The sequence below is a fragment of the Sporosarcina sp. P29 genome (genome assembly GCF_002743265.1).
In the GTDB taxonomy this organism is placed as follows: domain Bacteria; phylum Bacillota; class Bacilli; order Bacillales_A; family Planococcaceae; genus Sporosarcina.
In genome coordinates this window covers 1-21,307 of record NZ_PDYX01000014.1, presented here as the reverse complement: position 1 = coordinate 21,307, position 21,307 = coordinate 1, and the positions used below count along the sequence as shown (strand labels likewise).

General features: G+C 43.4%; 20 protein-coding genes and 1 tRNA gene. 20 read left to right on the top strand and 1 reads right to left on the bottom strand.

Translation table 11 applies throughout. The features are described from left to right. From yabN to CSV68_RS11900, 6 genes are all read left to right on the top strand, one after another. The gene (gene yabN / locus CSV68_RS11925; protein WP_099662253.1) at positions 1-1,461 is read left to right on the top strand and encodes a bifunctional methyltransferase/pyrophosphohydrolase YabN; all 1,461 of its coding nucleotides are present in this window, start codon (positions 1-3) and stop codon (positions 1,459-1,461) included. Continuing rightward, positions 1,458-1,748, top strand: coding sequence for an RNA-binding S4 domain-containing protein (locus CSV68_RS11920; RefSeq protein ID WP_099634833.1), 291 nt, complete (start codon positions 1,458-1,460; stop codon positions 1,746-1,748). The genes yabN and CSV68_RS11920 overlap by 4 nt, the downstream gene beginning before the upstream one ends. A 245-nt stretch (positions 1,749-1,993) precedes the next feature. Beyond that, on the top strand, positions 1,994-2,290 hold the full coding sequence (gene yabP, locus CSV68_RS11915; RefSeq protein ID WP_029054884.1) for a sporulation protein YabP: 297 nt from the start codon (positions 1,994-1,996) through the stop codon (positions 2,288-2,290). Beyond that, the gene (gene yabQ, locus CSV68_RS11910; RefSeq protein ID WP_099634834.1) at positions 2,287-2,772 is read left to right on the top strand and encodes a spore cortex biosynthesis protein YabQ; all 486 of its coding nucleotides are present in this window, start codon (positions 2,287-2,289) and stop codon (positions 2,770-2,772) included. The genes yabP and yabQ overlap by 4 nt, the downstream gene beginning before the upstream one ends. Positions 2,773-2,801: 29 nt before the next feature. Then, positions 2,802-3,215, top strand: a complete 414-nt coding sequence (locus tag CSV68_RS11905; RefSeq protein WP_099634835.1) for an FtsB family cell division protein — start codon at positions 2,802-2,804, stop codon at positions 3,213-3,215. A 121-nt stretch (positions 3,216-3,336) separates the two neighbouring features. Then, positions 3,337-3,762 (top strand): S1 domain-containing RNA-binding protein, encoded by a 426-nt coding sequence (locus tag CSV68_RS11900; protein ID WP_029054887.1) that lies wholly within the window; start codon positions 3,337-3,339, stop codon positions 3,760-3,762. Positions 3,763-4,443: 681 nt separating this feature from the next. Here CSV68_RS11900 and CSV68_RS11890 read toward each other — a convergent pair. Further along, positions 4,444-4,517, bottom strand: a tRNA-Met gene (locus tag CSV68_RS11890). 208 nt (positions 4,518-4,725) lie between these two features. On the opposite strand from CSV68_RS11890, the gene CSV68_RS11885 reads away from it, so the two are divergent. The 14 genes from CSV68_RS11885 to lysS all read left to right on the top strand — a co-directional run bounded on the left by CSV68_RS11885 (position 4,726) and on the right by lysS (position 20,870). Beyond that, a complete protein-coding gene (locus CSV68_RS11885) occupies positions 4,726-7,125 on the top strand; it encodes a SpoIIE family protein phosphatase (RefSeq protein WP_099634837.1) in 2,400 nt (799 codons plus the stop codon). Positions 7,126-7,160: 35 nt separating this feature from the next. Continuing rightward, positions 7,161-8,570, top strand: a complete 1,410-nt coding sequence (gene tilS / locus CSV68_RS11880) for a tRNA lysidine(34) synthetase TilS (RefSeq protein WP_099634838.1) — start codon at positions 7,161-7,163, stop codon at positions 8,568-8,570. A gap of 19 nt (positions 8,571-8,589) precedes the next feature. Further along, positions 8,590-9,132, top strand: coding sequence for a hypoxanthine phosphoribosyltransferase (gene hpt / locus CSV68_RS11875; RefSeq protein ID WP_085132333.1), 543 nt, complete (start codon positions 8,590-8,592; stop codon positions 9,130-9,132). 131 nt (positions 9,133-9,263) lie between these two features. Further along, a complete protein-coding gene (gene ftsH / locus CSV68_RS11870) occupies positions 9,264-11,276 on the top strand; it encodes an ATP-dependent zinc metalloprotease FtsH (protein ID WP_099634839.1) in 2,013 nt (670 codons plus the stop codon). A gap of 139 nt (positions 11,277-11,415) precedes the next feature. Further along, positions 11,416-12,180 carry a type III pantothenate kinase gene (locus tag CSV68_RS11865; RefSeq protein ID WP_099634840.1) on the top strand — a complete coding sequence of 255 codons (765 nt, stop codon included), beginning with the start codon at positions 11,416-11,418 and terminating at the stop codon, positions 12,178-12,180. A gap of 12 nt (positions 12,181-12,192) precedes the next feature. After that, positions 12,193-13,062 (top strand): Hsp33 family molecular chaperone HslO, encoded by an 870-nt coding sequence (gene hslO / locus CSV68_RS11860; protein ID WP_099634841.1) that lies wholly within the window; start codon positions 12,193-12,195, stop codon positions 13,060-13,062. A 297-nt stretch (positions 13,063-13,359) separates the two neighbouring features. Next, positions 13,360-14,286 (top strand): cysteine synthase A, encoded by a 927-nt coding sequence (gene cysK, locus CSV68_RS11855; RefSeq protein WP_099634842.1) that lies wholly within the window; start codon positions 13,360-13,362, stop codon positions 14,284-14,286. Positions 14,287-14,516: 230 nt separating this feature from the next. Further along, a complete protein-coding gene (locus CSV68_RS11850; RefSeq protein ID WP_099634843.1) occupies positions 14,517-15,158 on the top strand; it encodes a peroxiredoxin family protein in 642 nt (213 codons plus the stop codon). A gap of 26 nt (positions 15,159-15,184) precedes the next feature. Next, entirely contained in the window at positions 15,185-16,615 is a 1,431-nt protein-coding gene (locus CSV68_RS11845; RefSeq protein WP_099662251.1) for an anthranilate synthase component I family protein, read from the top strand. Then, positions 16,612-17,463 (top strand): aminodeoxychorismate lyase, encoded by an 852-nt coding sequence (gene pabC, locus CSV68_RS11840; RefSeq protein WP_099634845.1) that lies wholly within the window; start codon positions 16,612-16,614, stop codon positions 17,461-17,463. Before CSV68_RS11845 ends, pabC begins: the two co-directional genes overlap by 4 nt. A gap of 2 nt (positions 17,464-17,465) precedes the next feature. Further along, a complete protein-coding gene (gene folP, locus CSV68_RS11835) occupies positions 17,466-18,317 on the top strand; it encodes a dihydropteroate synthase (RefSeq protein ID WP_099662250.1) in 852 nt (283 codons plus the stop codon). 21 nt (positions 18,318-18,338) lie between these two features. Further along, complete coding sequence (gene folB / locus CSV68_RS11830; protein ID WP_085132342.1) at positions 18,339-18,707, top strand: dihydroneopterin aldolase; 369 nt, start codon at positions 18,339-18,341, stop codon at positions 18,705-18,707. Continuing rightward, entirely contained in the window at positions 18,704-19,213 is a 510-nt protein-coding gene (gene folK / locus CSV68_RS11825; RefSeq protein ID WP_099634847.1) for a 2-amino-4-hydroxy-6-hydroxymethyldihydropteridine diphosphokinase, read from the top strand. Before folB ends, folK begins: the two co-directional genes overlap by 4 nt. Positions 19,214-19,379: 166 nt before the next feature. Further along, on the top strand, positions 19,380-20,870 hold the full coding sequence (gene lysS, locus CSV68_RS11820) for a lysine--tRNA ligase (RefSeq protein ID WP_099662249.1): 1,491 nt from the start codon (positions 19,380-19,382) through the stop codon (positions 20,868-20,870). Positions 20,871-21,307 lie beyond the last annotated feature (437 nt).

Sequence of the window (21,307 nt, the reverse complement as noted above, 5' to 3'; positions counted from 1 at the left end):
GTGAATAAAATAACTGTTATCGGACTTGGCGCAAGTGATTTGGAACAGCTATCACTAGGCACGTACCGATTATTGAAACAAGCGGACCATCTTTATATTCGGACGGAAGAACATCCCGTCGTGGCGGAGTTGCGTTCAGAAGGATTAAATATGGAAAGCTTTGATTCGATTTATGAAGAAAATGATGCATTTGAAGACGTCTATCGAAAAATCGTCAATAAACTTCTTGAACTCAGTACGCAACAGCCGATTACATACGCGGTGCCTGGACACCCACTTGTAGCGGAACGTACAGTCCAATTATTGATTGAAAAAGAACGTCTGGGTGAGATTGAACTTTATATCGCAGGCGGCAGTAGCTTTTTGGATCCGATTTTCACAGCGTTGCGTATCGACCCGATTGAAGGATTCCAGTTGCTTGACGGTACGGATTTGAAACGCGACGACGTACGCATGGATCAGCACGTATTAATTGGACAAGTCTATGATGCTTTCGTCGCTTCAGACGTGAAATTGTCTTTGATGGAGAAATATCCCGATCATCATGTTGTCACAATTGTTACGTCAGCGGGTTCCCGCGATGAAAAGTTGACTGAAATCCCGTTGTTTGAGCTTGACCGTACAGTGACATTAAATAACTTAACGACTGTCTACGTGCCACCTTTACTTGATCACGAACAACGACTGAAAGAGTGGAGTTCATTTAGGGACATTATTGCAACGTTGCGAGGCCCAGACGGCTGTCCTTGGGATCGCGAGCAAACCCATGAATCATTGAAGCGCTATTTAATCGAAGAATCCTTTGAGCTGATCCAAGCCATCGATGAAGAAGATGACGACGCAATCATCGAAGAACTAGGAGATGTTTTACTGCAAGTCTTCCTTCATGCTCAAATCGGTGAAGACAATGGGTACTTCTCTATGGAAGATGTACTCGAAACTATCGGTTCTAAAATGATCCGTCGTCACCCGCACGTATTTGAACAAACACAAGTGGACACAACGGAAGAAGTGTTGGCGAACTGGCAAGCCATCAAGGATCAAGAAAAACCGAAACCAACTACGTTGCTAGAAGGACAAGAACGTTTGGCATCTTCCTTGCTGACATCTTATAATTATCAAAAGACCGCGGCCAAAGTGGGATTTGACTGGCCTTCCATCGAAGGAGCTTTCGACAAGTTCCAGGAAGAGTGGCAAGAGTTTCGTGACGAAGTGAAAGATGGCGGCCCGGAGCAACAGCTAGATGAGCTCGGAGACGTACTGTTCACTATTGTCAACATTGCAAGATTCTTGAAAATATCACCAGAAGAGGCCATGTGGCACACAAACGAAAAGTTCAAATCCCGTTTTCAATTCGTAGAGCAATCTGTGAAACAAGGAAGTGGGAAATTTGAAGATTATACATTAGATGAACTAGAAGAGTTCTGGCAACAGGCCAAACGAAAGGAAGAATCCAAATGAGACTCGATAAGTTTCTGAAAGTATCACGCTTTATCAAACGCCGGACGCTTGCGAAACAAGTGGCTGACCAAGGTAGAATTACGATTAATGGGAAAGTAGCCAAAGCATCGTCGGTCGTTAAGCCGGGCGATGAGCTTTCAATTCGCTTTGGACAGAAGATCGTCAATGCTACGGTAAATGAACTGAAGGCATCGACTAAAAAGGAAGATGCGGCAGGTATGTACACGATCACCAGCGAAGAGCGCTTAGAGAAAGTGGAACCTGAGTTTGTGGATGACGAAGAGTAATACTTATTCAAGGAAGACGGTCTGACGTCAGGTTAACTTTTTTCATATAGAAGTAAAAAGGGTTAAGGGTGTAGGGTTTGCTCTCCTAAGGAAGCGTCCTCAGCTGGCGCATCTATTCCCTCGCACTCCCTAATTTACTCACTAAAGATATTGAACTCAAAACCTCTCATTTTCAAAACAGCTTGTCATGTTTGGCCAAGCCTCTGCATATGATAAGGGGAACGTACTAGAGAAGGGGGACGCATATGCAGATTCAAACAGACAGCTCGATGTATACTATTCCATCAGGAGACCACGTAGTGACGATGCGCAATCGTAAAAGAATGGACCTCACATCCGTGAAAACGATCGACCGCTTTGACCAGGAGGAATTTCTTGTTAGAACCTCGCTTGGCGTACTGCAAATCCGTGGGGAGGAACTGCGTATTGTACATTTAGATGTGGACAAGGGCCTGCTCACGCTTGAAGGTACCGTCCAAACACTTCAATACGATGATGAAGAAGCAGGCTCACGCAATTTCCTCCATAAACTATTCGGATGAGCCTAACCGTCCAGTTCTTCAGTCTATTGGCGATGATCGGGACAGGGGTTACTGCTGGAATTGTAATGGATTTATTCGGAACGATTATCGCTGGGTGCGATAAACGTTCGTTTATAAGAAGATGGGCATTCTGGTTGGAATGCCTGATCTGGATTATGTTAGGTATCGGGTCGTTTTGGGTATTAATCATGGTACGCGACGGGGCATGGAGAATGTATGACCCTGTTGCACAGGTTAGTGGCCTGTTATTGTACGCAGCCATCTTCCATTATCCTGTGAGATTCGTAGGTAGACTACTGTTACTTGTGGTGCTTAGGCCGATTTGGCTCATCATTCGTCTTGTCTACCTAACGATTCAACGTATTCTCTATTTAATTGCCTCTATTCTGACACTAATCACGTCGCCGTTTATAAGATTAGTAAAGAACATAGGGAAATACCTTCAAAATAAATGCAGAGTACTATATAATAGAGTGCAATAGTAGAATTACGCTAGAAAGGTGTGTGCGCCATGAAAAAAACACAGAAGCCCTCAACGAAGAATGTAACATCAATCGATACAGACTATGTGCGCTCCATGCAAAAAAAAGAAAATTTTAAAAAAGCACAACAAAAACGTCTGCGAAATAGGTTGGCTGTATTTTTTGTCATCGTCTGTGTGGTTGCTGGAAGTTTATTCAATATGAATGCCGGACAGAAAGAAATCCTGGCTGCCAAACATAAGGAAAAAGCCGAAGCAACAGCTACACTAGAGGATTTGAAAGAGCAGCAAGAACAACTAAATACGCAGTTGATTCGATTGGATGATGACGAGTATATTGCTAAACTTGCACGGAAAGAATACTTTCTTTCTGAGTCCAATGAGATCATTTTTTCCATTCCCGATAAGAAAAAAGAGTCAGAAAAAGACATAAGAAAAGAGTAGTCATGTTGACACTCTTTTTTTGTTGGCTATAATATAGGTAGGAGCCTGTAAAATACAGGCACTGCCAATATGGTTGATAGGCTTACGAGCCGCTTAAAACTTAAGGAGGAGCATTTTTTTTATGTCAATTGAAGTAGGCAGCAAGTTAGAAGGTAAAGTAACCGGGATCACAAATTTTGGGGCATTTGTTGAATTGCCAAGCGGATCCACAGGATTAGTCCATATTAGTGAAGTAGCTGACAATTATGTCAAAGATATTAATGATCATTTAAAAGTCGGCGATATGGTTGAAGTCAAAGTAATGAATGTGGGATCTGACGGTAAAATCGGTCTTTCCATCCGTAAGGCTAAACCTGAGTCAGAACAACGTCCACAGCGTCCACAACGTCCAACTAGACCTCGTCAAGGAAGCAAACCGAGCTTTGAACGACCAGAGAATTTTGAGCAGAAGATGGCAAAATTCATGAAGGACAGCGAAGAACGTCTAACTACCTTAAAGAGAGCGACAGAGTCCAAGCGTGGCGGTCGTGGAGCCAGAAGAGGATAACTTGCTGACTGATTCAACTGTAAACTAAAATCAGATGACATCCTATACGTATGTTCCGCACTATGGAGCATGCGTTTTTTTGTGTCTAAAAATGTATTTGGATGTATTGACTGGTGTGGGGTCGTTGCTCGAATTTGGCTTGGTCATTGAATGTAGTGAGGCTCATGCTTTGGACCCGCGTAGGCACGTGGGGGATTGCCTCCAGCCATGAGCCAACTAGCGGTGGGGCTTGCTAGTTGGCTTATGGCCACGGCCTACCCCGCAGTTGTGCCTGCGCTACTAAGTACTTACCAATTTTGTTTGTGGTTTATAGTAGATAAAACCAGTAACTGGGTAGTACTAGTTTCTATTCTTGCAAAAGAAGAATCAGAACTGCTTTACACACCATCCACCACCGCCGAAGTGAGGCCAATGATCGCTCCACTTACACTGCCAGTCAAACTACTACCTCTGCATAAAACAAAGAAGAGTAAGGGGTCGCAAAAACAACTACCTAACATCGTATCCTACTTACTTGTGCGAACATTTTATCCAAGTCCTCAAAAAGTACCTGAACTGCCCAACGCACTATCTAACTAAGCCATGTCCTACTTACCTATACCAACTACCTTGTCCATGTAATCACCAACACATAGAAAAACTCCCCTTGCCTAAGCAAGAGGAGTCTTCGTGTTTCTATTATAGCGGCGGAGGGATTCGAACCCACGACCTTTCGGGTATGAACCGAATGCTCTAGCCAACTGAGCTACACCGCCAAGACATTTGCTCGTTGAGATTATACAATTCCCAACGCAACGTCTCTTATCATACTAGGCATTTGAACAACTGTCAACATCTCTTTTACTAAAAAATAAACATACGGAATACGTCGAAATGTTTTGCGAATATGCCGCCACAAACAGACAAAATTTCTCGGGAATCCAATGTATAGTTTTATGTAAGAGAACATAGGGGGTATGAGAAATGAAGATGATTGACAATATGGAGCGACCGATTGTGCAGATGTTCAGGGCGTACTGGCAAGAACTTATGAATCGAAAAGTATACTTGTTAACGGCTCTTCTTTTCTTAGTAGGATCATTCTTTTTATCGCAAGCAGTAGTGTTCGATATGGCAGTACCATTCTTCTTGCCGATCTGGGCGTTAGCCAGTATGCGCTACCGTCAACACATGATCTTTGTATTTATAGGAGGGATGGCGGGCAGTGCGTTTCTTGGGGTGGGACAAGCTGTCATTCATTTGGCACAATTGTTATTGTTCCATTCAATCATAAAGGTTCCAGTCGTGAAAAGGTCAATTCCGATCGCTGTCGCCGGAGCAATGATTATTCCACAATTAATCTGGCAACTCGTAAAATATGGCGACGGGATGTTGCCTTTAGCGATTCAGTTGTCGATAGGGTTAGAAGCATTGCTTGCGTTGTTCATGACCATTTTCATGTTACTGGCTTTTCCTTCTATAGAAAGAATGCTATATGGACCGTGGAATCCTGAGCAGATCAGTGCGATGTGTATTGTGGGAGCGCTGGCGGCTACCGGAATGGGAGGATTCCAGATCGGTACGGTGTCGGTTGCCGGCGTATTCTTGTTTTTAGCGATATTTGTAGCCGCCGTGGTTGGGGGGGTGCCTTTCGCTACAACGGTCGGAATGATTATCGCGTTGATTATAGGTGTATCAGAGTTGTCCTTCACGGGCATGATGGCTTTATATGGTATGACCGGTTTGCTGGCAGGTTCATTAAAACGTTTCGGAAAGCTCGGTGTCATCACTGGCAGTGTCTTTGTTTCGCTCTTTTTCCTTCTATATGATGCGACACTGCCTTTAGATACCGTTCATTTTTCCACGGTGGGTGCCGCGGCCTTACTGTTTATATTGATTCCTTCGCGCAAATTAAGTCAAATACGACAAGTGTTATTGCCCAAACAAGAAGGAATATCCGAAAAGCGACAGCAATGGCTGGCGGATAAACTGGATGGTCAGTTAGAGGAGTTTCAGCAGTTCGCTCATTTCATGTCAACACTCGTAAATGATCGTCTGTCTCCTGAAGAGGAAGTAGCAGCGACAAGTCAAGTACCTTCTATTTGTCAATCCTGTTTTCGTTACCGCAAGTGCTGGGAAAATGAAGAGGACGGTATAGAACCGTTGATTGACGAATGGGAAACGACCTATTCCGCAACGAAAAAGGCGGCTCGTGTACGTGTTGAACAGAAGATAAAGTATAAATGTCTACGATTTAAGGGATTAATGAATGAATTGGAAGAAAGAGGGGCCAATAAGTTATTGATGGGGCAGTTGCAGCATGGTCGAAAGATGTTAGCTCTGCAGTTGCGCGATATGAGTACTCATATCGAAAAAGTCATGAGAGAGGTAAAGGAAGATCTGACTACGTATAAGTTGGCTGAAGAAGAGCTTGCGAATCGGTTACAATCACAAGCAATAGAGTTTTTCCAAATAGATATATTATCGGAAGAACGAGGTGCCTGCAGAATTGTAATTTCTGTGCCGGAAAAAAAGGCGGACTTTGAAGCGGAAACAACGGTTGGAGAGTATTTATTACTGCCTATCTTGGAGCAAATGTATGATGAACCAATGCATATTTCAAAATCGACTTATCAGCCGTTCCCGTTCCCACATGTGCAATTGACCTTTAGTTCTGCCGTTCGTTTTTCTCTTGATTACGATATCGTCACGACGGCAGGAAAGGGATCGTTCAATGGCGGTGATGCGTATGAGTTATTCAAGATTCACGATGGATTGTCAGCCGTACTGTTATCGGACGGGATGGGACAAGATATCAATGCATACCACGAAAGTAGAAAAGTAATCCGGCTAATGCGTGAATGTTTAGGACAAAAAATGGATCCTGAAACAGCTATTCACACATTGCATTATATGATGGCGTTGAATGGATTGGATGACATGTATGCAACTCTCGACTTGGCATTAATTGATTTACAGGAAGGGCGACTGTGGTCGTGGAAAGCTGGTTCAATGAGTACTTACATTAAAAGAAGTGACGACTGTATCCGATTAGACAGCAAAACAGTACCCTTTGGCTTCTTGCCGTCATTTTCTATAGAAGCGAAAAACGAAAAGCTTAAGTCTGGTGATATTGTCGTTATGATGACGGACGGCATATTTAATGGAGATATACCGCTTGATATCCAAGAAGACGTGATGAATCAAACAATAGAACGCTTTAAGGATATGGATTGCCGAACGATTGCCGATCAAGTGATGATGGAGATGGAACGAGTATTTGAATCAGTGGAAGATGACCGGACGATTCTCGTGATGAAAGTTGGTCATATTGTGCCAAAGTGGTCAAAAGCTAATAAGCAACCTCGAATCATTTCTAGCTAAACAATGTTAGAATAGAGAGAGGAGGGAGATGGATCATGAAAAGTTTGCAGCAAAAGGTATTGAGTTTTATCGACAAGCAAACGTTGATTCCTCCCGGCTCTCGTGTATTAGTCGCGTGTTCGGGTGGTGTGGATTCTATGGCACTGCTTCACTTTCTTGCAACGCATCAGCAATCTCTGGTCATTGAAGTAGCGGCCATCCATGTAGATCATATGTTACGTGGTGTTGAATCTGCTGAAGATGCGTCTGTTGTGAAGCAACTGTGCAAGGAATTCGGGCTACCTTTTTATTCTGAACAAGTACCCATTCCGGCTATCTTAGAAAGCCAGGGCGGTAATATGCAGCAAGTGTGTCGGCAACAGCGTTATGCGTGTTTCGAACAAACGATGGAAAGTGAGCGGTTTACGATTCTCGCTACTGCCCATCATGCGGATGATCAACTGGAGACGGTGCTGATTCAATTAAGCAAGGGGCAATCATTAAATGGTATGCCGATCCAGAGGGCAATTCATTCGGGTAAAGTCGTACGTCCGTTCCTTCCATTAAGAAAGAGCGAATTGTACACATATGCGTCACATCACAAAATAACGTTCAGAGAAGATCCTAGTAATCAGCAAGACCATTATTTACGTAATCGTATGCGGCATCAGGTGCTACCGGTCTTGACGGATGAAAACCCGTCGGTCGCGGTCAACACAGTCCGTCAGACAGAACAAAGGCAAGCGGATGAAAGTTTGCTAAATGAGCTTGCTGATCAACATTGGCGTTCGATTGTTACGTATACGGATGAGCAGCTTCCCTCTTTTCAACGGGAGGCATTTCTTGCTATTCCCTATGCTTTACAAAAGCGCGTGATTCAACTACTATTAAAATGTCTAACTAACCCAGCAGCAGAGAACGCTGAGTGGCATTTTGCATTAGTGGATGAACTGTTACAACACATTACGAACTCGGCTGGGAATGTCACAATTGATTTGGCGTATGGCTATCGGTTTGTCAGGGAATATGATAAACTGCTAATTACAAAAATGGATATAGATGTAGCAACTCTTCGTCCAAAAGTACTTGCGAAAGATACTTGGCATACGTGGGGAAATATTCAGTTTTACTGGCATCATGCCAACGCAAATATAATTGAACAACTCTTACCATCAGATGAGATTAGGTATTTCCAATTACCTGAGTCAGAACTTCCGTTAACTGTAAGGCTTCGGATGACCGGAGACAGAATGTTGATCAAAGGAATGTCCGAGACAAAACGTGTGAAGCGGATATTGATTGATGAAAAGATAGGAATCATGCAAAGACAACAGCAGCCTGTCATTACGACGGCAAGCGGTACTGTGTGTGCAGTACCCGGTGTACGGTATAGTGAGATGTTTTCACACCGCCAACTGGAAGGCGATTCATACATATGGATTACGCGAGAAGGCGAGATAAGATAAAATAGAGGGGGACGGGCCGATGATCGCGCAAGATATCGAGCATGTTTTAATTTCAGAAGAGCAACTAGAAGAGAAAGTCCGAGAACTCGGAGCAACATTAACTGAGGAGTATCGTGAAAAGTTCCCATTAGCAGTCGGTGTACTTAAAGGTGCATTACCATTCATGAGTGACCTGATCAAACGCATTGATACGTATATTGAATTAGATTTCATGGATGTTTCTAGCTATGGAAATGCGACGGTATCATCAGGTGAAGTGAAGATCATTAAAGATTTGAACACAAGCATAGAAGGTCGCGATGTGTTGATTATTGAAGATATTATCGACAGTGGAAAAACACTGAATTACTTAGTTGAGCTGTTTAAATACAGAAAAGCAAACTCTATCAAGATTGTTACGTTGTTGGATAAGCCAACAGGACGTAAAGTGGATTTAAAAGCAGATTACGTAGGTTTTGATGTGCCAGACGCATTCGTAGTTGGATACGGATTGGATTATGCAGAGAAATACCGTAATTTACCGTATATCGGTGTATTGAAAAAGGAAATCTACTCTTTCTAACGAAAACGTAATGAACCGGATTGAAGGCTATTTTCCTTAAGGCATTTCTTTTGTTAAGTAGTGTTAATCTATGCTAAAATTTACAATAGTTTTCTGTTTAGTTTTTGTTGAATGAGATGAGGAGGCTTGGGATGAATCGAATACTTCGATACTTTCTTTTATATGGATTGATCTTCCTAGCAATAATGGGGATTTTCAGTTCGCTTAACAATCCAAATCCGAAGATGAAACCAATTCGGTATGATGAATTCGTCACAGCGCTGGAACAGGGAAAAGTTGAAAATGCAACTTTTCAGCCATTACAGCTTGTGTATGAAGTAAAAGGTGAAATGGCCGGCTACGAAAAAGGTGAAACTTTCGTAACGAACATTCCGGAAAATGATATGGACAGTATCGGTGAAATTGTCAAAACGACAAGTACTGAGATTGACATCCTGCCGCCAAAAGAAACAAGCGCGTGGGTATCGTTCTTTACAGGACTCGTACCATTCATAATTATTATTATCCTTTTCTTCTTCTTACTGAACCAATCACAAGGCGGCGGTGGCGGCAAGGTGATGAACTTCGGGAAAAGTAAAGCGAAACTGCAAACGGACGATCGAAAGAAAGTACGTTTCAATGACGTTGCAGGTGCAGATGAGGAAAAAGCTGAGCTTGAAGAGGTCGTGGACTTCTTGAAAGATGCCAGTAAGTTTGTGGAGTTAGGTGCGCGAATTCCAAAAGGGATCTTGCTAGTAGGACCTCCAGGTACAGGTAAAACATTGCTTGCACGTGCAGTAGCAGGTGAATCAGGCGTGCCATTCTTCTCGATTTCAGGTTCTGATTTCGTTGAGATGTTTGTAGGGGTGGGTGCTTCTCGAGTGCGTGACTTGTTCGAGAATGCCAAGAAAAACTCACCATGTATTATCTTTATTGATGAAATTGATGCAGTTGGACGTCAGCGTGGAGCCGGATTAGGTGGCGGTCACGATGAGCGTGAGCAAACATTGAACCAGTTGCTAGTAGAAATGGATGGCTTTGAAGGAAACGAAGGAATTATTATCGTTGCCGCTACAAACCGTCCGGATATTTTGGACCCGGCACTTCTTCGTCCGGGACGTTTTGACCGTCAAATTACGGTTGGCCGTCCAGACGTTAAGGGAAGAGAAGCAGTGTTGAAAGTTCACGCGCGTAACAAACCGCTTGACGATACAGTCGATATGAAAGCTCTAGCTCAACGTACGCCAGGATTCTCTGGTGCTGATCTTGAGAACTTATTGAACGAAGCGGCCCTTGTAGCAGCAAGAAGAAATAAACTGAAAATCGATATGTCCGATATTGATGAAGCAACGGATCGTGTTATTGCAGGTCCTGCAAAAACAAATCGCGTCATTTCGAAAAAAGAACGAAACATTGTCGCGTTCCACGAAGCGGGTCACGTTGTTGTGGGCTTAATACTCGATGATGCAGAAATCGTCCATAAAGTAACTATCGTTCCTCGTGGGCAGGCTGGCGGATACGCCGTCATGCTTCCGAAAGAAGATCGCTACTTCATGACAAAACCTGAACTCCTCGACAAAATTGCGGGACTTCTAGGTGGGCGTGTATCAGAGGAAATCGTACTTGGTGAAGTATCAACCGGTGCACATAATGACTTCCAGCGTGCAACAGGTATTGCGCGTTCGATGGTTACAGAATACGGAATGAGCGATAAAATTGGTCCGATGCAGTTCGGTCAGACGCAAGGCGGCCAAGTATTCCTTGGACGTGACTTCAATTCTGAACAAAACTATTCTGAAGCAATCGCGTACGAGATTGACTCTGAAATGCAAATGATTATTAAAGAACAATACGAACGTACGAGACAAATTTTGACTGAAAACCGAGATTTGCTTAATCTGATCGCAACGACTTTATTAGAAGTCGAAACGTTGGATGCGGAACAAATCAATCACTTGAAAGATCACGGTACATTGCCTGACCGTCCATACGACAACAACGATGGCAGCAATGGTGACAAGAAGGTTGTAGAAGAAGCTCCTGCGGAAACTACTACTTCGGATAGCACGGGTGCACCATCTGACCCGTCAATCGGAGACTTGCCAAGTGAAGGTGGAGCGGTAGATAAGACGCTACCATCTATTGACGAAGAACGCAGAGACTAAGCGAACCCAACAGCCGACTGTATACAGTCGGCTGTTTTCTTATGAAGGGGAAGTGCGTTCAGTACACATTCACAGTATCTGCATGTGAAATTATGATATGATGTACGGGAAAAAGTCAAAGCAAGAGGGGACAGCGACTATGTTATTAGTATTAGATACAGGCAATACGAATATTGTGTTAGGTGTATATGAAGGGGATCAATTGAAGCACCACTGGCGGATGGAAACCTATCGACATAAGACAGAAGACGAATACGCTATGCAAGTAAAGGCGATGTTCCAGCATGTGGGGCTGTCATTCACTGACATCACAGGCATTATTATTTCTTCTGTAGTGCCGCCTGTTATGTTCCCGTTAGAGCAAATGTGTAAAAAGTACTTCAATCAAAAGCCGATGGTCGTTGGACCCGGTGTGAAAACAGGTTTAAATATTAAATATGAAAATCCTCGCGAAGTCGGTGCAGACCGAATTGTCAATGCGGTGGCAGCTATTCGCGAATACGGTAGCCCGCTCATTATCGTAGATTTTGGAACAGCGACTACGTATTGCTATGTTAATGAACATGGCGAATACATGGGCGGATCGATTGCGCCTGGTATTAAGATCTCTATGGAAGCTTTATTTGATCGTGCTTCTAAATTACCGCGCGTTCAACTCGCTCGTCCGGAACATGTAGTAGGTAAGAATACGGTTGCTGCCATGCAGTCGGGTATTATATTTGGATACGTCGGCCAAGTAGAAGGAATCGTCAACCGTATAAAAGAAGATTGCGAAGTGGAACCTACTGTCATCGCAACAGGTGGGATGGCGGATTTAATTGCATCTGAAACCAAAGTGATTGATATTGTGGATGATTTCCTGACACTTAAGGGATTACATCTAATTTATGAGAGAAATTTGTAAGGAGAGAATAAAATGACAACAGATTATTTAGTAAAAGCATTAGCCTTTGAAGGTCAAATCCGGGCTTATGCAGTACGTTCAACAGAAACAGTAGGAGAGGTGCAAGAGCGTCACCAAATGTGGCCGACTGCGACTGCCGCTCTAGGACGTACGATTTCAGCGTCGGTCATGATGGGCGCTATGTTAAAAGGTGAAGATAGCATTACGGTGAAGATTCAGGGTAATGGTCCACTAGGTCCAATTGTCGTGGATGCTAACGCAAAAGGGGAAGTTCGTGGTTATGCGACGAACCCACAAACGCACTTGCCGTTAAATGAACAAGGTAAATTAGACGTTCGTGGTGCAGTAGGTACGGAAGGTATGCTGTCTATCGTAAAAGATCTAGGGATGAAAGATTACTTTACAGGGCAAGTACCGATTATTTCCGGGGAAATTGCTGAAGACTTTACCCAGTACATGGTAGTATCTGAACAAGTACCGTCTGCTGTTGCATTAGGTGTACTCGTTGATCCGGATAACACAGTTAAAGCGTCAGGTGGATTTATTCTACAAGTAATGCCAGGGGCTACGGAAGAGACCATTGAATTGCTGGAAGGAAGAATCGCAAACATGACGGCGATCTCTACTATGATCGACAACGGACTGACGCCAGAAGGAATCCTGGTAGAAGTACTAGGTCAGGAAAACGTAGAATTCCTCTCTAGAATAGATGTGAAATTCGATTGTGAATGTTCCAAAGAGCGTTTTAGCGAAGCGATTAAAGGACTTGGAGCTGTAGAAATCCAAGCGATGATCGATGAAGACCATGGTGCAGAAGCGCAATGTCACTTCTGTTTGGAGAAGTATCAATTCTCTGAGCAAGAACTCCGAGAGTTAATTTGATCAGAATCTAAACTATTGACCCGTTGCCGAAAGTGTTTTGCGGCGGCGGGTAATTTATTAATTTCCGGAAATTTATGTAGTCCAGTTAGAAAGCGCTGTCAATAACCACGCAAGTGTTCTGGCTAAAACGAATACACACTTGTATATACATCGACATCGGGATTGCTGTACAACCTGTTTAATGAGAAGTTTATAATCGTAATCTTCTGAATGGTTTTATTGACAAGTGAAATAGAAGGTAGTAATATTAAGTCAACAAAGCATATTAAAATACTAGGTATTAGGAGCGGATGACAAATGAGTAGAGTGGGAAATTCTGTTATTGATTTGGTAGGTAATACACCGTTAGTAAAATTAAATCGTTTAACAGGTGCAGATGACGCAGATGTGTATTTGAAACTAGAATTCTTCAATCCTGGCTCAAGCGTCAAGGATCGTATTGCGCTTGCTATGATCGAGGCGGCGGAAAAAAACGGTGAACTGAAAGAAGATAGCACAATCATCGAACCGACTAGTGGGAACACAGGAATCGGTCTTGCTATGATCGCAGCTGCTAAAGGATATAAATCTGTACTAGTTATGCCTGACACGATGAGCTTAGAGCGACGCAATTTACTTCGTGCGTATGGAGCGGAGTTAGTACTGACTCCAGGAGCTGAGGGAATGAAAGGTGCAATCTCGAAAGCCGAGCAATTAGCAGCGGAAAATGGCTGGTTCTTGCCACAACAGTTCAATAATGAAGCAAATCCTGAAGTTCATCGTCTGACAACAGGTCCAGAAATTGCGAATGCTTTTGATCAAGTAGATGCATTTATCTCGGGAATCGGTACGGGTGGTACGATTACAGGAGTAGGTGAAGTGTTGAAAGAGCGTTTCCCTGGAATTCATATCGTTGCGGTTGAGCCGGAAGATTCGGCGATATTATCTGGCGGCAAGCCTGGACCACATAAAATTCAAGGGATTGGTGCTGGATTCGTTCCGGAAGTATTAGATACGGATATCTACGATGAAATTATCAAAGTTTCTAATGATGACGCGTATACATTTGCGCGTCGTGCGGCTCGTGAAGAAGGTATTCTTGGAGGAGTATCTTCAGGCGCGGCGATTGCGGCTGCGTTGCAAGTGGCAAAGAAACTAGGTAAAGGTAAAACGGTTGTAGCGATCATCCCGTCTAACGGAGAGCGTTACTTAAGCACACCTCTTTATCAGTTTGATGAAGAGTAAAAGGTTAGGTTTCGTTGGAGCTATCTGCTAGGGGTGCGGTAATTCCGAAGACATAATTTTTACTTTGCACATATGAAACTGTCACTAGAAGGAGTAAGTTGCTTCTAGCGACAGTTTCTTTTTATATTCAGGAACTAAATGGCGAAATCGTCAAGCTGTTATCAGTGGGAAAAGTTCTGTATAATTGAGACGAACCAAGCTAGCTATACATAGAACAGAGGAGGCTCACTGTGAATAAAAAGTGGAGCATAATAGTTTCAGTTTTAATTGTAATTGTCATGGGCACGATAATTTTATTATTGAATAAGGAAATTAAAGAGGAAACGGGCGGCATTCCGGGTTACGAAGATTTGAATATGGAAAGTTTGCCGAAAGACGTGGTAGATCGTTTGCCGGAAGATTGGCAAACTTCTACAGACACAGATAAGCCAGGGCTTGCTAAAGGGGACTTAGCTCCAGATTTTGAATTGACTACACTATCAGGTGATACGGTAAAGTTGTCCGATTATCGTGGCAAAACGGTCATGTTGAACTTCTGGGCATCGTGGTGTCCGCCATGCCGTTCGGAAATGCCTCATATGGAAAACTACTATACAGACAATAAAGAATCCGATGATATGGAGATACTCGCAGTCAATATGACGAAAACCGAGAAGAATAAAGTAGAGAGCGCGAAAGAATTCGTCGACGAATATAAATTAACGTTCCCAATTTTATTGGATAAAGATAGCGATGTTATGAAAATGTATCAGATAAAAGTCTATCCGACCTCTTACATTATCAATAAAGAAGGTGTGATCACGGATAAAGTGATGTTGCCGTTGGATGATACGATGATCAAACAATTGATAGAAGAAAGTAACGCGGAGTAAATATCAGAGACGCAGGGGGAACTAGCATGAATACAGTAGCCTATCAGACGGCTTCAATGACAAAAGACGAATTCTTTTATGCCTATTGTCAACTTGCAACCGAGAAGGAACGACATGTTTTATTAGAGAGTGGTCGTGGCGGAAAGATGTGTGTGGCGGGACTTGATCCGCTTGTGACATTCAACGCAATTGAAACAGGTCTACGTTTAGAATGGCGTGATGGTAAAGAAGAGTGGCTGACGGGTGAGGATCCGCTAGTCTTGTTGAATGATTTTATGGCGCACTATGACTTAGAGCATCGGGATGATTTGCCTACCTATCAAGGAGGGCCGATTGGGATGGTCAGTTACGATTATGTTAGACGCTACGAGACGTTACCCATTCACGCGAAAGATGATTTGAAGACACCGGACGTATTCTTTTATCTATTTGATCAGTGGGCTGTGCTCGATATAGAAAGTGACAATGTCTATTTTATGACATTGCCTGAGAAACAACATGCACTGGACAGTATGGTGAATGAATGGACGGAAGCTTCACAATTGGGTCTGCTGAACCGTCAGTTTACTGCCGGACAGGCAGTGGACGTGGACGTTACGGAAGAAGATCTACAAGTCTCTGTCACGGGTGAGCAGTTCGAGCAGATGGTGCGTGATGTACAGCAATTCATTGAGGATGGAGATGTGGTGCAAGTGAATTTGTCCGTACGTCAGTCAAAACCACTTGTTGCACCTTCGTTGTTGATGTATGAGGCATTGCGGTCATTCAATCCTTCACCTTACATGGCCTATATGGCGGCACCGGATTTTGAAGTGGTCTCCGGTTCTCCTGAGCTATTGTTGAAAAAGCGCGGAACTGAATTGAGTACACGTCCAATTGGTGGTACGCGAAAGCGTGGGATGACGGATGCGGAAGATCTTGCGTTGCAGGAAGAGTTGGTATCGAATGCGAAGGAAATAGGTGAGCATAAGATGCTTGTTGATCTGGAATGTGCAGACTTTCAAGGGATCTGTCAGGAAGGTACAGTGGAAGTCGATGAATTCATGGTCGTCGAAAAGTATTCGCACGTCATGCATTTAGTATCGAATGTTCGTGGTACTGCGTCTTCTGAAGATCTGGCACCTATTCTGCATGGGGTATTCCCTGGAGGCTCAATTACGGGGGATCCTAAATTGCGTACGATGGAAATTATTGAAGAACTGGAACCAACCCGAAGAGGGCTCTACACAGGGTCAATGGGTTGGATTGGTTTCAACGGAGATCTGGAGCTGAATATCACTATTCGTACAGCGTTTATTCAAGATGGTATCGTGCATATCCAAGCAGGTGCTGGCTTAGTGCCTGATTCGGACCCTGCCGCTGAATATCAAGAGTCTCTTAATAAAGCGAAAGCGCTATGGCAAGCAAAAGAAATGGCGGAATTGGTGACTCGTGATGAAAGCGGGCAACTGCATTGATTTGCTGGATGAATGGCAAGCGAATAGTTGCGGAAGATTTGAAGATATCCCCTTTTGACCATGGATTTCTTTACGGGCTGGGATTTTTCGAAACGTTTCGTACATATGGCGGAAAAGTATTCCTCTATGAGCCGCACATGATTCGTTTGCGATCGGCCTTGGCGGATTACCGCATTGACATGCCATATAGTGATGAAGAAATTCTAGCAGCTATTCACTCTTTGTATGAAGAGAATGGCTATGAGGATGGGTATTACCGATTGAACGTATCAGCTGGTGTGCATGATATCGGGTTAGCGCCTGCAGAATATAAACAGCCAAATGTATTGATCTTCCAAAAAGCACTTAACTTGCCGCCCGTACATACGGAGAAAGATGGTGTCTGGCTTGCGACAACGCGTAATGAACCAGAAAGTGTCGTTCGTCATAAGTCACACCAGTATGCGAACAACGTCAAAGGACGTTTGGAGTTACCTTCATTAAAAGAAACAGAAGGCTTATTTGTTACTTCGGACGGCTATGTGGCAGAAGGTATAACGTCGAATGTGTTTTGGGTGAAACAAGGCGAGTTGTATACACCTTCATTGAACGCGGGGATTTTACCGGGTACGACGAGGGCATTTGTTATCGAGATGGCTGGAGAACTCGGATTATCACTCAATGAAGGGTTGTATACGCAGGAGGAGCTTGAATCAGCGGAAGAAGTATTTATTACTAACGCAATTCAGGAGCTAGTCCCAATTCACCGAATAGGAAAAGTACAATTTTTTGGAAAGGAAGGGCCGGTCTATCAACAATTGCATGCCGGTTACCAACAAGCTGTCAATCGAATGAAAGTGAGTGACTAGAAATGAGATTATCAAAAGCACGTGCTTTTTATAGACTGGGTGAAACGACGATTAATTTTGCGGAAGAAACCGTGATTATGGGAATACTTAATGTCACACCGGATTCGTTTTCCGATGGCGGAAAATATGGACAGCAAAACCCGGCGCTTGAACATGCACGGAAAATGCTTGCCGATGGTGCAGAAATCATCGATATAGGTGGAGAATCCACTCGTCCTGGCTACACACCGGTTTCAGTGGAAGAAGAAATAGCGCGTGTTGTACCGGTCATTGAGTTGCTCGCTAAGGAACTCGGCTGTGTAATATCAATTGATACGTCAAAGGCGGTTGTAGCGGAAGCGGCGATTGTGGCGGGCGCTAGTATAATTAATGATGTATGGGGTGCGAAAAGGGAACCGGCAATTGCTGAAGTGGCGGCGCGCTATAAAGTACCTATCATTTTGATGCATAACCGTGAAAATCGGGATTACCAGCTGCCGTTCATGGAGGCTGTTATAGAAGACTTGCAAGAGAGTATCGATATTGCCAAGCGAGCGGGAGTTAGTGAAGAGATGATCTGGTTGGATCCAGGCATCGGCTTCGCAAAAGATCTTGAGCAGAATTTATTAGCAATGCAAGGGTTGTCTACAATTGCAGATCTTGGATATCCCGTTTTGCTCGGCACGTCACGTAAAGGCATGATCGGTAAAGTACTCGATCTGCCTGTAGAAGAACGTATGGAAGGTACAGGTGCGACGGTTTGCTACGGCATTGAGCACGGCGGACATATTATGCGTGTTCATGATGTAAAGGAAATCTCGCGAATGGTCAAAATGATGGATGTACTGACGAAGAAAGCAGCATACACTGGGTAAGCGATAAAATGGAGGGATTTCATGGATTATATTCATTTGAATGATATGGAGTTTTACGGTTACCACGGCGCATTGCCTGAAGAGAACAAACTCGGACAGCGTTTTCGGCTGACGGTTTCATTGGCGACGGATCTTGCGGAAGCTGGACAGACGGATGATTTATCGAAAACAATGAATTATGCAGAAGTGTACGAGATGTGTAAGAACATCGTAGAAGGGGAAGCGGTTCATTTGATCGAGACGGTCGCTGAAACGGTGGCGGGAACGATCATGACAGACTTTGCCGAAAAGGTGAATGGTGTTCGAGTCGTGCTTATAAAGCCGGATCCACCCATTCGTGGACATTACTCATCCGTTTCTGTGGAAATCACGAGGGGGCGTTTCTCTTGAATAACGCCTACTTGTCACTGGGGTCAAATATAGGCAATCGCCTCGAACAGTTACAGCAAGCTGTGCAATTGTTAAATGAGTATCCTTCTATTAAGGTGTTACAAGTTTCTTCGGTATACGAAACCGACCCTGTTGGATTGACTGAACAAGCAAAGTTTTTGAATATCGTGGTACATCTCGAGACTACATTAGAAGCTACCGAGTTATTGAGTGCATGCCAAACTATTGAAAACAAGCTTGGCAGAATGCGTAAAATACGTTGGGGACCACGTACGGTAGACTTGGATATCTTGCTATATAACGAGGAACACATTCAATTGGAGAATCTGATCATTCCGCATCTTCGTATGCAAGAGCGTGCATTCGTACTCGTTCCGCTAGTAGAGATTAACAGGAATGCAAAGAATCCTATAACAAGGACACTTTATCGTGAAGAGTTAGCGATAAAGGAAGATGGAGTGAATCTTTGGAAAAAGGTTGGACAAGTCGAAGAGTTTTTACGATAAGATTGAACATTGAATGACCAAACTGCTCTATAATAGGGCAGTTTTTTCTATACAATAGAACGAGATAACTGTTTGTCCTTTTGTTAGGCCTGGAATTTGTGTACAATAGTTGCAGAAGACTGATCCTGGGAAGAGTGACGGTCAAAGTATGAAGGAGTGAAAGGAAATGTCCAATATGGATGAAATGAATGATCAGCTTTTGGTGAGACGCCAGAAGATGAAAGATATACGCGAAGATGGTTTGGATCCGTTCGGTCAGCGTTTTGAACGCACGCACCTGACAAGTGAGATACGCTCTACATATGAAGAGCAATCAAAAGAAGAGCTGGAAGAAAACGAGAATGAAGTAACCATTGCTGGTCGCATCATGACAAAGCGTGGAAAAGGTAAAGCTGGCTTCGCGCACATTCAAGATCTTGGAGGTCAAATCCAGATTTATGTGCGTCTAGACGCTATCGGTGAAGATGCCTATAAGCTATTTACCTCTGCAGACCTTGGAGACATTGTCGGTGTTCAAGGTATTATCTTCAAAACAAAAGTAGGAGAACTTTCTATTAAAGCGACAAAGTTTACGTTCTTAACGAAAGCTTTGCGTCCGTTGCCTGAGAAGTTCCATGGTCTACAAGACGTAGAACAACGCTATCGTCAGCGTTATCTAGATTTAATATCAACAGAAGGTAGCAAAGAAACATTCATTATGCGTAGCCGGATCATTCAATCGATGCGCCATTACTTGGATGGTCAAGGCTTCCTTGAAGTAGAAACACCTATGCTTCACTCAATAGCAGGAGGAGCAGCAGCTCGCCCGTTCGTTACACACCACAACACATTAGATATGACGTTGTATATGCGGATTGCTATTGAACTACATCTAAAGCGCTTGATTGTTGGTGGCCTTGAGAAAGTATATGAGATCGGACGTGTATTCCGTAATGAAGGAATGTCCACTCGTCATAATCCTGAATTCACAATGATTGAGTTATATGAAGCCTATGCGGATTACAATGACATCATGGAATTAACGGAGAATCTAGTAGCGCATATCGCACAAGAAGTACTCGGCACAACTACTATTCAGTACGGTGACGACCAAATCGAATTAGCACCACGTTGGAAGCGACTTCACATGGCGGATGCAGTCAAAGAGTTTACGGGGGTAGACTTCTGGCAGCAACTAACGAAAGAACAAGCGCATGGACTGGCAAAAGAACATAACGTCCAAGTAACTCCTTCTATGGAAGTAGGTCATGTACTGAATGAATTCTTCGAACAGAAAGTAGAAGAAGAACTCGTGCAACCAACATTCATCTACGGCCATCCAGTAGAAGTATCTCCACTTGCAAAGAAAAATCCAGAAGATCCACGCTATACAGATCGTTTTGAGCTATTCATTGTACGTCGTGAACACGCGAATGCTTTCACGGAGCTAAATGATCCAATTGATCAGCGTGAACGTTTCGAAGCGCAACTGGTAGAGAAGGAACAAGGGAACGATGAAGCGCATGAAATGGATGAAGATTTCATTACGGCATTGGAATATGGACTGCCGCCAACAGGTGGACTAGGCATCGGAATCGATCGTCTCGTCATGTTGTTGACGAACTCGCAATCAATCCGCGACGTGCTGTTATTCCCTCAAATGCGTCCTAAAGACTGATATGACAGCTCCGATAGCAATATTGGAGCTGTTTTTTTATTGCTGAAATCAAGTATTTTAATGCAATGTAAAAGAAAATCAAAAAGAATTGAAGAAAACAGTTGCGTTCTTTGAAAACAGGTGGTATATTTATGAAGTTGCTTTTGAAGTTAGCGACTTAGCGAAAAACATAACAAAAAAGTTTTTCAACAAAAGTGTTGACAACGAAACAGCGAGATGTTAATATAAGAAAGTTGCCTCTTACGAGAGACCAACCGGATGAACCTTGAAAACTGAACAGCAAAACGTTAACGAAATACAGCTTGTGCACCTAACGGTGACACAAACAAAATGAGTATCTTAATTGATGCCAGCAAATGAAACTCGAGCTAATCGAATTTCTCTTATGGAGAGTTTGATCCTGGCTCAGGACGAACGCTGGCGGCATGCCTAATACA